This is a genomic window from Prosthecobacter sp. GW821-HT29F12 (assembly GCF_058803405.1).
In genome coordinates this window covers 3,174,980-3,188,608 of sequence record NZ_CM179517.1, presented here as the reverse complement: position 1 = coordinate 3,188,608, position 13,629 = coordinate 3,174,980, and the positions used below count along the sequence as shown (strand labels likewise).

Below are 13,629 nucleotides of genomic sequence, written 5' to 3'. Positions count from 1 at the left end.
GGAGCGCGGCGCGGAGGGCGCAAGGTTTGACAACAAACCCGGGGTGGCCTAGATGCAGTCCGCCATGGTTGCTTGGTCCGGCATGAAAACTGCGGGCCGGAATGGCGTTCCTTCACGATGATGAGATTGATCCACTTTTTGATGACAGGGGCGGCCGCAGGGCTGCTGGCAAGCTGTGCAGCGCAGGGAGTGGTGCGTGCCATCCCGGTTGCACCCAATTCCCAGCACATGTACGCCGAGGGTGACAGTGCGCAGGTCATGCCCGTGATGCTGCCAGAGCGGCCCATGCTCGTGGCCACCTCCGGCCCCGCGATCCGTGCCGCCTCCTACCTGCTGCTGGATGCACGCACCGGGCAGCACCTGGCGGGGCGCAGTTTTGAAACCGCACGTGGGGTGGCCAGCACGCAAAAGCTGGTGACCGCCCTGGTGGTGCTGGATGCGGGAAACCTGGACAAGATGGTGCGCGTGCAGGCCTCCGACGTGGCCGTGGAGCCGACGCGGCTCGGCATCCGACCGGGTGAGGTCTACTCGCGCCGTGAACTGCTCTATGCCTTTCTGGTGAAGAGCGCGAACGATGTGGCCAATGCCCTGGCGCGTGACAACGCGGGCAGCATCAGCGCCTTCACGGCCAAGATGAATGCCAAGGCGCGCGCGCTGGGCTGCGCGAACTCCAATTTCAAAAACCCCCACGGCCTCACCGTGGGCGGGCAGTACTCCACCGCACGCGACATGGCCCGGGTGGCGATGGCGGCGTATCGCAATGCGGTGATCCGTGATGTGGTGCGGCGGAAGCACTTTAGCTTCCGGCGTGCGGACGGGCGTGTGTTCACCCTCACGAATACCAATGAACTGCTGGGCGCCATGCCTGAGTGCAACGGCATGAAAACCGGCTATACCGTGGCCAGCGGGCGTTGTTTGATCTCCAGTGCCGCCAGCGGCGGGCGGGAGGTGATCCTGGTGCAGCTCGGCACCAAGACGAAGTACATCTGGGAGGACGCCCGCATCATGATGAGCTGGGGATTGCAGCGGCTGCGCTCCAGTGGCGCCTTCTCAGCGGATGCGTGGACGGGAAATTGACCAACCACAAGTTGCGGCGGTTCCTCCCAGCCGCCAGAGTGTCCACCCTTCATCAACGTCCAGCCAAGAATGCCGGCCACCACCCTCGTTTGTCCTCACTGCGAAAAAACTGTCGAAATCCAGGTTTCATCAGTGACGCGCTCGCGCCCCTGTCCTGAGTGCGGGCAGATGGTGATGCTGCAGATGGCTGAGAAGACCACCAAGACGAAGCGCCGTGCGCTGCTGATGACGCAGAATGAGCCGACCAGCACCCCTGCTCCGAGTCCAGGTCCGGCTGCTTTTCAAGAACCTCAGCCGCTGCCCGGGGATGCCTTTGATCGCATGCGCATGGATCCTGAGATCCGGCAGTTTCGGCGTAAGTTGATGATCGGCGCGGGCGTGGTGGGCCTCATCGTGATTCTGCTCGTGGTCTGGAGCTTGATGCCTTCACCGGCCAAGAAAACTGAATCGCTTGCATCCAAACTGGCCAAAGCGGGGGATGCGAGAGCGCAGAATGAAAACGGTGGAAAGATGGTGCTGCCGCCTGATGTGGCGCTGATGCAGCCTGAAGAGCCAATGCCCCAGGTGAATTCTGGCAATCTGGTGTTTCGCCCACCAGGCAGTGAGAGCCTCAAAACCGCCAGCGCCCTGCCCAAAGTCACAGGCGGAGACCTGGCGAAGCTGGCTGCTGCGGAGGAAGTGATCGGCAAGTTTCTGGAAACTCCCACTTGGAAAGAGCGTGTCATGCTGGTGCGTGACCGCCTGCGCGTGGCGCCGCTGATGAGCTTCTACTATTCGAAGAATGCGGACGGCCCGCAGGCGTTTGATTCCATCGTTGAAGCGAAGGAACTCTCCCCCAAGTTCAGCCAGCATGTGGTGGTTTTCGAAGGTGGTGGCCGGCGCGTTGCCACGGTGGAGCACTCTGCGGCGGGGCCGCGTGTGGACTGGGAGTCCTTCGTGGGTGCAGGTGAGATGGGCTGGTCGGATTTCCTTGAATTGAAGCAGGCCGCCCCCACGCTCTTTCGGGTGTTCGTTTCTCCGGCGGGGCACTTTGAAAATCAATTTGGCAGTCCCGCCAAGCTCCAGTGCTACAGCCTGCGCAACATTTCCGAACCCGGGGCCAAGGTGGTCTATGGCTATGCTGAGAAGGGCGGCCCGATCGCCAAGGCGCTGGACTACCAGCTGCAACTGAGTGAGGACGCCACCGTGCCGATGATTCTGCGGCTCAAATTTCCCCCGGATTCCCCGGTGGATTTTCAGGTCTGGATCAGTGAGCTGGTGCAGGCTGGCTGGGTGACCCCCTGAGAGCTGACAACCAAGATCGGCATCATTTTTCGCAAGATATGCAAGAACCTCAGGGGGGACCCGTATTTCCTCTCGAATCCAGCAACAACACCTCTCCCTCACTTTATGAAAATGCACTCACTCTGCCAAGGCAATCACCTTGATTTGCGCTCCGGTGCCAGCCGTCGTGACTTCCTCTACGTCGGCATGCTCGGCGGCCTCGGCCTGACATTGCCTGAGATGCTGCGCCTGCAGGCCGCGCAGGTCATGCCTGAAGTGGAAACCTTCAAGCCCGTCGCTGATTCGATCATTCACATCTATCTTCCAGGAGGCATGGCACAGCATGAGTCCTGGGATCCGAAGCCCTTTGCCTCGCCTGACTATCGCGGCCCCTTCACCCCGATCAAGACTTCCATCCCCGGCGAATACGTCGGTGAGAAGTTCGCGAACATCGCCAAGATCATGAACAAGCTCACCGTCATCCGTTCGATGACGCACGGTGAAGCCGCTCATGAGCGTGGCACGCACAACATGTTCACCGGTTACCGTCCAAGCCCGGCGATCAAGTTCCCAAGCTTTGGCTCCGTCATTTCCCACGAGCAGGGCAGCCGCAACAATCTGCCTCCTTATGTGGTGGTGCCAAACATGGTCGCTCCTGATCAAGGCACCGGCTACATGAGCAGCGCCTTCGGTCCCTTCGCCCTCGGCAGCGATCCTGCTGACAAAGGCTTCACCGTACGCGATCTCCTCACCCCGAAAGACGTGGATGAGAAGCGCTTTGACCGCCGCCGCAACCTTCTGGGCACCGTGGACGAGCACTTCAAAGCCGTGGAAAAAGCCGACTCCATCAGCGCCATGGACAGCTTCTATCAGGCCGCCTATGGCCTGATCAGCAGCAAGCAGGCCCGTGAAGCCTTCGACCTCACCAAGGAATCCGACAAGCTGCGTGACGAATACGGCCGCAACACCGCCGGTCAGCGCTTCCTGCTGGCCCGCCGTCTTGTCGAAGCCGGTGTCCGTATGGTGTCCGTCAACTACGGTGGCTGGGATCACCACTCCAATATCAAGGACGCCTTCACCGGTCAGGCTCCGAACTTCGATCAGGCCTTCGCCCGCCTCATCACCGACCTTTCCGATCGCGGCATGCTCAAACGCACGCTCGTCATGGTCAGTTCCGAATTCGGCCGCACGCCGAAGATCAACGGCACCAACGGCCGTGACCACTGGCCACGCGTGTTCTCCGTCGCCATGGCTGGTGGCGGCATGAAGGAAGGCTACATCCACGGTGCGTCTGACGCCCTCGGTGGTGAGCCCGACCGCGATGCTGTGGGCCCTGAAGATCTTGCCAAGACCATGTATCGCCTCCTCGGCATCAACAGCGAGAAGCGCATCATGGCCGACGGCGGTCGCCCGATCGACATCGTCAACGGTGGTCGCATCCTCACGGAAGCCCTCGCTTAATTCGAGGTCGCCAACTGATTCAGAGAACCCGGACAGCGATGTCCGGGTTTTTTGTGTCCGCATGGCTAGGACGAATAGATCATGGAGCATCATCCTGTGACCAATACATCCAGGGCGGCCACATCTGATCTCCCTCTCCCCGCCCCTGACACACGACGACGAAAATTATCTCTCTTCGGGGAGAGGGCTGGGGTGAGGGGGGGGGGCTTTCACATGGGATCCCCCTCACCCTTACCTTTGACTTCGTCTATCTCCGCTTCGCTACGGTTCCCCAAAGCATGTCACTGACATTGCGATATCATCGGTGGGGAGAGGGGGTCAGCTTTATGCCTGCCCAGAAACTCTCGGCTCCTTTACACTTCCATCACGCCAGATGCCCCAGCGCCAGCATGCCGTAGTAGGTGTACTCGCAGTCCAGCATGTCATCCGTCCAGTTGCCGTGGAAGCCGCCGGTGGCATCCCAGAGGGAATCGACAAAGTCGAGGCAGGGCTCCTTGAGCCGGGAGTAATCCGCCTGCACGGCATCCAGCGCATGCAGGGCCACGGCGGTGGAGAGCAGGTCGGGCAGGGGAGCAGCGGGCAGGGCCAGGAAGCCGCCTGCGGGCAGGCACTGGCGCATCAGCCAGTCCACGGCCGCAGCGGGCGGGGGCATGTCCATGTGGCGGTGCAGGGCCACCATGGCTGCCGTGGCCGTCGTGGAACCCACGGGGATGCCGGGTTCGTTGGACCATGCGCCATCGGGTGTGCGCAGGCCGCCCATGCATTCCACCAGCCGCCAAGGCTCAGGCGGAATGCCGCCGAGGTCCTGATAGGCACCCCAGGCCAGCAGGCAGCCGTAGGCGCTGCCCTTGGCTCGCTTGGGTGCCTGATGGTAGCCGCCGTCCGGACTGCGAAAGGCCTCGATGCGTGCTGCCAGCGCTTCACGCGAGGCCATGGGAAAATCCTGCATGCCGGCATTCGCCCAGCAGCGCGCGAGGCAGCACAGGTGTACGAAATCCTGCCGCTCCCCATCTCCAAATGGAGCCAGCCAAGGGCGCACATCGGGAATCGTGGCGGCATCCACGGACAGCGCCTGCAGGCCTTCCAGGCCAAACACAGTGTAATAGAGATCCGGCTTGTCGTTGCGATCCAGGAATCCGCCCTCAGGGGACAGGCGCGAACGCAGGAAAGACTCCACCAGTTCCGCCGACTCACCGAGGAGTTTGGGGGCCAGGCGTGCGACTTGCAGCATCTCAAGACGAAAGGACATGCCAAGCGACTTACCCGAAGCCCGCCATGTCGCCAGAAGAAAGTCATTTTCTCGCTTGAGTATTCTGCGGCTTGGTCAAAACTCTCGACCCGGTTGACCCGACTCCTTTGCTCACGTGGCGGAATTGGTAGACGCGCTAGATTCAGGTTCTAGTAAGTAACATTGTGCTGGTTCGAGTCCAGTCGTGAGCACCATCCAGCGGCAACAGTGCCGCCTCGGGTAACCGGTTAAACAGAAAGTCACATGCAAGACGCAGGATTCGTGAGGCAGGCATTTGCGGGAATCGCATCGCGTTATGTGCTGGCGAATCACGTCCTCAGTCTCGGCATCGACTGTCTCTGGCGTCGCACCACGGCCAAACGCATCGCGGAACTGAAACCGCAGCGCGTCCTCGATCTGGCCACCGGCAGTGGAGATCTCGCCCAGGCCATCCAGGCCGCCTGTCCGCAGGCGAAAGTGCTGGGAGCGGATTTCTCGGTTCCCATGATGCGTGAGGCGCAGAAGCGCCACTTCAGCAGCCTCGTCGCCGCAGATGGACTTGCCCTGCCTTTTCAGGATGGCGTCTTTGATGTGCTCACTGTGGCCTTTGGTCTGCGCAACATGGCCTCCTGGCCTGCCGCCCTGAAGGAGATGAACCGCGTGCTGCGGCCCGGCGGCCGCTTGTTCGTGCTCGATTTTTCCATTCCTCGCATTCCTGGCATCCGCCAGTTGTACCTGTTTTATCTCAAGCAGATCATGACCCGCGTCGCCGGGTGGATCACCGGCAAACGCGAAGCCTACGTGTATCTCTGCGGTTCCATCGAACGCTTTCCCTCCGGCCGTGAGATGGAGACTTTGATCTGCGAGAATGGTTTCGCCACTGCGAGTTCACGCCAGCTCACGCTTGGCATCGCTTCGCTGTACGAAGCGGTGAAGTAGAGTTGGCCGCGCAAAGATAGAATAGCGCTGGGCGTTGTGGCGCACTTTCAGGCCGGAGGGCGGAGAAGAACGCGGAGCGTCTTGGAGTGCTCCAGTCCTCTGGAGCTTTTCGTAGGCCACGAGACACTCAAAAGCGCCGGAGGACCGGCGCAGTCCAAAACGCATAGCGCAGGCGGTGACACGTTTTCAAACACCGCCTGGGTTGTTCGTGCGTGCGGCACGCGAAGGCGCTTGCCTCGCAGTTGCAGAGCTTGTGATTGGAGTTATCCCTTCGCATGAACTGGCAGAAAGCTCGGTGGATCCTGGCTGGCCTCGCACTTGTAGCGAGTGTGTGGATGATGTCTGCAGCGCTGAAGATGGACTGGCTTTCTGCGGCCTTGCTGGTGATCGGGAGCATGCTGCTGCTCGTGACGACGGTGCTGCTGCTGGCTCCGGACTCTGCTTTAAAGCTGGCGGAGTGGATAGCGAAGCCGTTCGCGGAGCTGTTCTTTCCCTCCGATGAATTTGAGAAGCCGCCGCTATCCTACAAGCTGGCGCGTCGCTACAGCCAGGAGCGCAAGGTGGACGCTGCGGTGCAGGAGTATGAGAAGATCCTGTTTTACTATCCGGAGGAACGGGACGCGTATCTGGAGGTGATCGAACTGGCGCAGCGCGTGAAGGATGAGGAACTGCGCGAGAGGTTTGAGGAGATGATGAGGCGAGCACTCGCGCCAAGCCTTGGAAGCTCCAAGCCACCCACCACCGTATTGTAGTACCGGCTTTAGCCGGAATCTGGAGCTTGGAATCCAGCGTGTGGAGTACAGAATCCGGAGCCGCCTTAAGGCGGAACTACAATACATGCGCTGCGGACCAAGGAGGTGGCACGCGCTTTCGGGAGCGCAGCGAATCAACCAGGACCTTGCTTTGGTCTTTGTGGCTTGATTGCTTGATCACGCTTTGTCGTGTTTACACCAACGCAGCCGGCGTCTGTTCCTCCAGCTCCTCGATGGCGGTCAGGCGGGCCTGCTCTTCATCGAGGTCTTCGTTGACGGGGATGGTCTCGGCCTGCTCATCGGCAGAGGCTTCGGCATCGCCATCAGCGGCTTTCTTTCGGCGGCCGGGCTGGTTCGGTGCTTCGAGGGCGAGTTCCTGGACGGTTTTGTCCATGGTGCGGGTTTCTTCCGTGGTCATGCGGACGCCCACGGGCTTGCTGACGCCGAACTCCTGCATGGTCACACCGTAGATCACATCGGCGCGGCTCATGGTGCGCTTGTTGTGCGTGACGATGATGAACTGGGAGTTGTCGATGAAGGCGTCCAGCATCTTGAGGAAGCGGCCGATGTTGGTTTCATCGAGAGGTGCATCAAGCTCGTCCAGCACGCAGAAGGGGCTGGGCTTCACCTGGTAGATGGAGAAGAGCAGGGCCACGGCGGTCATGCTGCGCTCGCCACCGGAAAGGAGGCTGATGGTCTGCAGCTTTTTGCCCGGGGGCTTGGCGATGATTTCGATGCCGGACTCCAGCGGATCGTTTTCATCCACCAGCATGAGGTCGGCCTTGGCGGCAGGGCCGAAGAGTTCGCGGAAGTTGTTGTTAAAGAAGCCGCGCACCTGGGTAAACGTCTCCACAAACATGGTCTTCGTGGTCTCGTTGATCTTGGCGATGACCTGCAGCAGCTCGTCCTTGGATTTGACGAGATCGTTGTGCTGGGTGTCGAGGAAGTTGTGGCGCTCTTCGAGTTCTTCGAACTCCTGGATGGCATCAAGATTGACGGGGCCGATGCCTTCGAGCTTCTGGCGCAATTCGTAAACGACTTCCATGACGAAGGCCCAGTCGGGCTGTGCTTCTTCGCCGGGAATGACGACTTCGTCGATGTCCACGGCATCGTCATCACGATTGGAGACGGCGCGGATGACGGGAGCTTCGGCTTCCTCGGCGGCGGGCTCGGCGTCTTCAGCATCTTCGTTGCTGGGTTCGGCGCCATCGGTGGATGCACTGGAGCCTGCGGCATTGGCCGCGCCTTTCTTGCCACGGTTGCGGTTCTTCTTCTGCTCTTCGATGGTGACCATCAGCACGTGGTAGTCAGGCTCAAAGGCTTCGATGTGGAAGCTGTAACGCTCCTGCACCTGATTGATCAGGTTTTCGAGACGCAGATCCACGCGGGTGAGGGCGACTTCGGCGCGGTTGCGGGATTCGTTGAGGCCGTTGAAGCTCTGACGCAGCTGCGTGAGCTGCGCTTCGAGCTGGCTGACCTGCTCAAACAATCCGGCGCGTTCTTCGGTCTTGGACTGCAGGTGTTCTTCGATGGCGGCGATGGTGTCGCGCTGGGATTCGATCTGCTCCTGGAAGCGGGCGTTTTCAGCCTCGCTCTGCTGGATGCGCATGCGCCAGGTGTTGATCTCTTCGGAGAAGCGATTGATGCCGGCCTGCAGCTCCTGCAAGCGCACGCCGAGGGGAGCCTTCTGGCGCTCGATGGAATGCAGCGCGCTCTGCTCAAGGGCGAGTGCGGTGCGCAGCTCGTTGAGGCGTTCGCTGGATTCGAGCTCACGACGGAGGAAGGCCTCCATTTCGAGCTCGAGTTCGTTTTCGAGGGCGCGTGAGGTGGCCAGCTGTTCCTGGGCGATGGCCACGGCTTCTTGGAGCTGCTGGATCTGGCTTTCGGAGCCGCTGATGCGATCCTGAATCTGGTTCTGGTCCCACTCCACGCTTTCGAGCTTGGTGGTGGCCTGCTGCAGCGCACGCTGCACGACGCTGATCTTGCCCTGGAACTGGGAGAAGCCTTCGCGGGCGCGCTGAGACTGCTCACGCAGGGACACTTCCTCGCGCTGCATTTCTTCAAGCTGCGCGGTGATGTTGTTCACGGCGTCTTCCTTCTCCATGTACTGGAATTCGAGCGCTTCCACTTCCGTGCGCAGCTGGCGCACTTCGGCCTCACGGCGCAGCGTGGAGGAACCTTCCTCCTTCGTGGCACCACCGGTGATGATGCCGTCATGCGTGATGAGTTCACCGCGCATCGTGGCGATGGCGAGGTGCGGCATCTCGCGCTTCATGCGCAGGGCGGTGTGCAGATCGTCCACGATGACGACGTTGTGCAGGAGGTGGTCGATGAGGCTCTGCACGCCGGTCTTCACGCGCACCTTGTCCGTGGCCCAGGCGATGGCACCGGCTGGAAGGAGCTCGCGATCTGAAGCGCGGCGCAGGTTGCAGAAATCATGCGGCACCAGTGCGGCGCGGCCCATCTTGTGATCCGTGAGGCGGTCGATGATCTGCGCGGCGAGTTCGCTCTCGGTGAGAAGCACGGCCTGCAGGTGGTCTTTGAGCGCGGCTTCGATGGCGGTGATGTATTCGGGCTCCACTTCGATGCTGGAGGCCAGCAGGCCGCGCACGCCGACGGAGTAGACTTCCGGATTGTCCAGGCCGCTGATGACCTTCTGCGTGCCGGCGGAGAGGCCTTCGCCTTTCTGCAGAAGCTGCTCGATGATTTCGAGGCGTGACTTCCGCTGCGTCAGATTGCGCTGGAGGTCGTTGAGCTCGTTGTTCATCGCATCGCGCTGGCGGCGGCGTTCGATCATCTCACGGGCGCAGTCCTTGGCCTTTTCGTCGAGCTGGTTGCGGGTCTCTTCGAGTTCCTGGATGTTGCGCTGCAGTTCGTCGAATTCGATCTGGCTGGTCTCACGCGCCTGCTGCGCTGTGTGACGGTCATGCGCGAGGGATTCATGGCGCTGGCGGTCGCCGGAGATCTGATTCGTCAGAGACTGGGCACGCGCTTCGCTGGAGGCGATCTGGCCTTCAAACTGGCGGATGGATTCGCGGATGGCGCGGCGGTCGGCTTCCAGGCGGTTGCGCTCCGGGATGATGTTCTGGTGCTGTCCGGCGTGCTCGTTCACGGCGAGCTGGCGCGTCTGGATGTTGTCCGTGATGGCAAGCAACTGCTCATCGGCATTGGCGAGATCACGACGTGCCTGATCGAGCAGGTCTTCGTTCGCGGCGATCTGCTCTTCGTTCTGGCGGATGCGGCCTTCGAGTTCCTCGCTGCGCTCGCGGTTGAAGCCCAGGCGGCCTTCGGCGCTCTGCATCTGCGAGCGGAGTTCCTGCGCCTGCTGGCGTGCCTGGCTGATCTGGGACTCCAGCGCGTGGTAGGCCTCACGGGTCTGCGCGGCTTCCGCCTCGGCGATTTGCAGCTTGGACTGAAGCTGCTCGATCTGCTGTGCCATCATGCGCACCTGGTTTTCGGACTCGGATTTTTCACCGGCAAATTCGGTGTACTGCTTGTGCGCGAGGTGGGTGTCCAGCAGCCGGGTATCTTCGAGCAGCGTCTGGTAGCGGCGTGCCTTCGCGGCCTGACGCTGCAGCGTGCCCATCTGGCGTTTCACTTCCGCCACGATGTCGGCGACGCGCAGCAGATTGGCCTCGGTGTACTCGAGCTTGCGCAGCGCTTCACGCTTCTGCGATTTGAACTTGGTGATGCCGGCGGCTTCTTCGAAAACGGTACGACGGTCTTCCGGCTTGGAGCTCAGAAGCATGTCGATCTGGCCCTGCGCCATGATGGAGTAAGCCGCACGTCCGATGCCGGTGCCGGCGATGAGGTCGTGGATGTCCTTGAGACGGCAGACGGTGTTGTTGAGGCGGTATTCGCTGCGGCCGTCACGGAACACGCGGCGTGTCAGTGCGACTTCATTGAAATCCACTTTGAGCGACTCCTCGCAGTCCGCCATCGTCAGCGTGACTTCGGCCAGGCCCACGGGCTTGCGCTTGTCGGTGCCGTTGAAAATGACGTCCGCCATTTCATCGCCGCGCAGAGCTTTCGCGGAGGTTTCACCCAGCACCCAGCGGATGGCATCGACCACGTTCGACTTGCCGCAACCGTTCGGACCCACGATGCCGGTGACACCTTTGTGGAACTCGAAATGGGTCTTGTCCGCAAAGGACTTGAAGCCGTGAAGGGTGAGGCTTTTGAGATACATGACGGTGGAGAGGCGGAGATGAAAAGGCGGGTGAAGAAATCCGAAGGACGAATGACTTCGCGGTGAGTACTGAGAAGGACTGAACCATTCCGCGCCGGATGCCCGCAAGAGCGAACGCAAAAATCCACGCTATCTTGGGGATCATTAAGACATCTTAAACAAGATGTGGGATTTTTCAGGACGTTTTTCCTGTGAATAATCGTAGCGGCTGTGAACAAGTTTTCAAGGGCGGGGTTTGGGAGCATTCGATGTCACTGACTAGCTATCACGAGAAGGGCTCCCAGAGGGAGCATGGAGATTAGCCGGTGGTGAAGGGAGCGTAGCGACCGAGAACCACCGGATCTGCGCATCATCCATCGTGTGTCTTGGCCGCGCCCTGAAAGGGCGCGAGAAGCGTGCAAACCACGCTGCATTCCCGCTCACCACAAATACCGTTCGTCGTATTCCACCATCCCGCGCTGCAGCATCGCCTTGTATTCCTCCTGAAAGGTCTTCACTCGATGATGCTCCTCCTGGTTCAGCACATAAGCGCGCACTGATTCCAAATCAGGTGCGGCAAACGTGAAGGCACCGTAGCCTTCCTGCCATGTGAATCCGGCCTGACGCAATTCTTCGTGAATCCAGCGTGATGACTCGCTCTTGATCTCGCGCATCACATCGGCCAGGCAGTGAGTGGCCCGCAAACCCGCAGCGATGTGGATATGGTCGCCGGTGCCGCCCACCGCATGCGCGATTCCATTCATGCTGCGGATGATGCCGCCGATGTATTCGTGAACGCGTTTGCGCGCAGTCGGGGCCAGCCAGGGCTCACGGTTCTTCGTGCTGAACACGAAATGATAGTGCAACGAGAGATGCGTCGAAGGCATGTGAAACGTTTTCCGCCATATGCGCTGGAGCGCAATCATCGATTTATGGCGTGCCGGAGGCACGAGAGATATTAGCCGGTGGTGAAGCGAAACCGCGAAGCGGTGCAGCGAGAACCACCGGAATCGCGCCATCCACCGCACCCGAATCACGGTAGCGCCCTTGAAGGGCGCGAGAAGCGATCGTGGGGTCATGCACCCACATTTGCCGGGGGGCATTCGAACCCTTCTCGCGCCCTTTCAGGGCGCATCGCTTAAAGATGCGATAGGGTGGTTCGTATCCGGTGGTTCTCGGTCGCTTCGCTCCCTTCACCACCGGCTAATTTCCGTGCTCCCTCAGGCTCTGTTGGTTTGTTGTCATGTCTTCAGAAGGAGCTGTGGATGAGAATGTTATCTCGATTTCAGGGCGGTCTTTTTTGATCTCGATTCGTTCGACGATGCCTTCGATGATACGGCGTTTGTTCTCGTCCGGGAGCTGGGGCCAGTTGTTGTAAAGGGTGTCAGCTTCGACTTGCACGGCATCTGCGCTGACGCTGCGGACTTTGAAGTAATCAAGTTCGGCTTCAAGTTTGGGAAGTTCGGTCTGGAGTTGTGTGAGGCGGTCGGCCAAAGGTTTGTGATAGCCGCCAAAATCGGCAAGGACGATGTGGCCGTCGAGGTAGAGGCGATGCGTTTTCGCCATTTCCTCGCGCACTTGTTCGATCTCCTGGCGATGCGTGGTGAGCATCTTCTCTTTGTCAGCAAGGTTGCGCTCGGTGGCTGAAATTTGCTCGGCGAGCTTGGCCTTGTTGGAAAACACATCGTGGATTTCACCGACGAACACCTCTTCAAGATCGACCATCGGAATCTTGTTCCGGCAGCCGGTGCAGACATATTTTGGGGTGTTCGGGCCGACATACATCTTCTTGCCACACTCGCAGAACACGAGGCCGGCAAAGAGATGCACGGGCTTGGGGCCGGGGCGCTTCTTGGGAGTCGAACGCCGCTCCTCCAAAAGCTGGTTGGCTTCGTTCCACATCGTCTCGCTGACGAGCGGCTCGCAGGGCACCATACCCCATTCGCTTTCATCTTTGATCTCCCATTTCCACGGGCCGGTGTTGCGTCGCACATTGATCCGGTAGGTTCCCTTGGCTGCCCAGTCTGCAATGCATCTGCCAATGGAAGTGTCGGTCCACTTGGAGTTGGTGCGGGTGCGGTGGCCCATTTCATTCAAGAGCCGGGCGACGGCTCCGAGCCGCTTTTCCTTGAGAAACAGCTCATAGATCAGCTTTCGGATGGCGGCCTCTGCGGGCACCTGCTGTAGCTTTTGGTCCTTCCAAATATAACCATAGGGAGTCTTGCCGCTCAGCGGCTTGCCGAGCTTGGCGCGAATGGCTATGGAAGCCTTAACCCGGTCACCAATTTCGGCCCGCTCCCATTCCGCCATGGCGCTGATGATGGTGAAGAACAGCATTCCTGAGGGCGTGCTGGTGTCGAGTGTTTCCTGGAGCGAGACGAGATTGACCCCCTTGGCGCGAAACCTTTCGGCGAGTTCCAAAAGCTCGCGCGTATTGCGTGCAAGGCGCGCGAGCTTGGAGAAGATCAGCGACTTGATGTGTCCGCGCTCGATGTCCCGCAGCATGCGCTTCGCCTCAGGGTGATCGAGGACGGACTTCCCGGACACGCCCGCCAGATCATAGACCTCGCGCACCTCCCATCCCTTGGACGCGGCATAGTGCCGCGCACGCGCGAGGTGATGTTCCGGGCTTTCGCCCTGCGCTTGCTGGTCAGTCGAGACTCGAATCCAGATGCCGACGGGGATGCTTTGGTCGCTGGGAGAGAGAGGAGGGCTGGCCGCTTTCATGGTGTTCATTAGCA

General features: G+C 60.4%; 9 protein-coding genes and 1 tRNA gene. 6 read left to right on the top strand and 4 right to left on the bottom strand.

Features of this window, described 5'->3' with window-relative positions; all coding sequences use genetic code 11:
* Positions 1–117: 117 nt before the first annotated feature.
* From AC3RLQ_RS13215 to AC3RLQ_RS13205, 3 genes are all read left to right on the top strand, one after another.
* Positions 118–1,077 carry a D-alanyl-D-alanine carboxypeptidase family protein gene (locus AC3RLQ_RS13215; RefSeq protein ID WP_493037776.1) on the top strand — a complete coding sequence of 320 codons (960 nt, stop codon included), beginning with the start codon at positions 118–120 and terminating at the stop codon, positions 1,075–1,077.
* A gap of 183 nt (positions 1,078–1,260) precedes the next feature.
* A complete protein-coding gene (locus tag AC3RLQ_RS13210) occupies positions 1,261–2,361 on the top strand; it encodes a hypothetical protein (protein WP_493037774.1) in 1,101 nt (366 codons plus the stop codon).
* Positions 2,362–2,472: 111 nt separating this feature from the next.
* The gene (locus AC3RLQ_RS13205; RefSeq protein ID WP_493037772.1) at positions 2,473–3,801 is read left to right on the top strand and encodes a DUF1501 domain-containing protein; all 1,329 of its coding nucleotides are present in this window, start codon (positions 2,473–2,475) and stop codon (positions 3,799–3,801) included.
* 364 nt (positions 3,802–4,165) lie between these two features.
* On the opposite strand, the gene AC3RLQ_RS13200 is transcribed toward AC3RLQ_RS13205, so the two are convergent.
* Positions 4,166–5,050, bottom strand: coding sequence for a prenyltransferase/squalene oxidase repeat-containing protein (locus tag AC3RLQ_RS13200; RefSeq protein WP_493037770.1), 885 nt, complete (start codon positions 5,048–5,050; stop codon positions 4,166–4,168).
* 109 nt (positions 5,051–5,159) lie between these two features.
* Between AC3RLQ_RS13200 and AC3RLQ_RS13195 the strand changes: the two genes are divergently transcribed.
* The 3 genes from AC3RLQ_RS13195 (at position 5,160) to AC3RLQ_RS13185 (ending at position 6,720) form a co-directional block, all read left to right on the top strand.
* Positions 5,160–5,244, top strand: a tRNA-Leu gene (locus AC3RLQ_RS13195).
* Positions 5,245–5,293: 49 nt separating this feature from the next.
* On the top strand, positions 5,294–5,968 hold the full coding sequence (locus AC3RLQ_RS13190) for a ubiquinone/menaquinone biosynthesis methyltransferase (protein ID WP_493037768.1): 675 nt from the start codon (positions 5,294–5,296) through the stop codon (positions 5,966–5,968).
* A 275-nt stretch (positions 5,969–6,243) separates the two neighbouring features.
* On the top strand, positions 6,244–6,720 hold the full coding sequence (locus tag AC3RLQ_RS13185) for a hypothetical protein (protein WP_493037766.1): 477 nt from the start codon (positions 6,244–6,246) through the stop codon (positions 6,718–6,720).
* A gap of 193 nt (positions 6,721–6,913) precedes the next feature.
* Here AC3RLQ_RS13185 and smc read toward each other — a convergent pair whose 3' ends face one another.
* The 3 genes from smc to AC3RLQ_RS13170 all read right to left on the bottom strand — a co-directional run bounded on the left by smc (position 6,914) and on the right by AC3RLQ_RS13170 (position 13,624).
* Positions 6,914–10,909, bottom strand: coding sequence for a chromosome segregation protein SMC (smc, locus tag AC3RLQ_RS13180; RefSeq protein WP_493037764.1), 3,996 nt, complete (start codon positions 10,907–10,909; stop codon positions 6,914–6,916).
* Positions 10,910–11,328: 419 nt separating this feature from the next.
* The gene (gene tnpA / locus AC3RLQ_RS13175) at positions 11,329–11,775 is read right to left on the bottom strand and encodes an IS200/IS605 family transposase (protein ID WP_493037762.1); all 447 of its coding nucleotides are present in this window, start codon (positions 11,773–11,775) and stop codon (positions 11,329–11,331) included.
* Between the two features lie 316 nt (positions 11,776–12,091).
* Entirely contained in the window at positions 12,092–13,624 is a 1,533-nt protein-coding gene (locus AC3RLQ_RS13170; RefSeq protein ID WP_493037760.1) for a recombinase family protein, read from the bottom strand.
* Between the last annotated feature and the right edge of the window lie 5 nt (positions 13,625–13,629).

What these genes read in the sequence shown, in the direction of transcription:
- tnpA (WP_493037762.1), bottom strand. Translation starts at nt 11,775, where the DNA reads ATGCCTTCGACGCATCTCTCGTTGCACTATCATTTCGTGTTCAGCACG.
- AC3RLQ_RS13210 (WP_493037774.1), top strand. Translation starts at nt 1,261, where the DNA reads ATGGCTGAGAAGACCACCAAGACGAAGCGCCGTGCGCTGCTGATGACG.
- AC3RLQ_RS13190 (WP_493037768.1), top strand. Translation starts at nt 5,294, where the DNA reads ATGCAAGACGCAGGATTCGTGAGGCAGGCATTTGCGGGAATCGCATCG.
- AC3RLQ_RS13215 (WP_493037776.1), top strand. Translation starts at nt 118, where the DNA reads ATGATGAGATTGATCCACTTTTTGATGACAGGGGCGGCCGCAGGGCTG.
- AC3RLQ_RS13205 (WP_493037772.1), top strand. Translation starts at nt 2,473, where the DNA reads ATGCACTCACTCTGCCAAGGCAATCACCTTGATTTGCGCTCCGGTGCC.
- AC3RLQ_RS13200 (WP_493037770.1), bottom strand. Translation starts at nt 5,050, where the DNA reads ATGTCCTTTCGTCTTGAGATGCTGCAAGTCGCACGCCTGGCCCCCAAA.
- smc (WP_493037764.1), bottom strand. Translation starts at nt 10,909, where the DNA reads ATGTATCTCAAAAGCCTCACCCTTCACGGCTTCAAGTCCTTTGCGGAC.
- AC3RLQ_RS13170 (WP_493037760.1), bottom strand. Translation starts at nt 13,624, where the DNA reads ATGAACACCATGAAAGCGGCCAGCCCTCCTCTCTCTCCCAGCGACCAA.
- AC3RLQ_RS13185 (WP_493037766.1), top strand. Translation starts at nt 6,244, where the DNA reads ATGAACTGGCAGAAAGCTCGGTGGATCCTGGCTGGCCTCGCACTTGTA.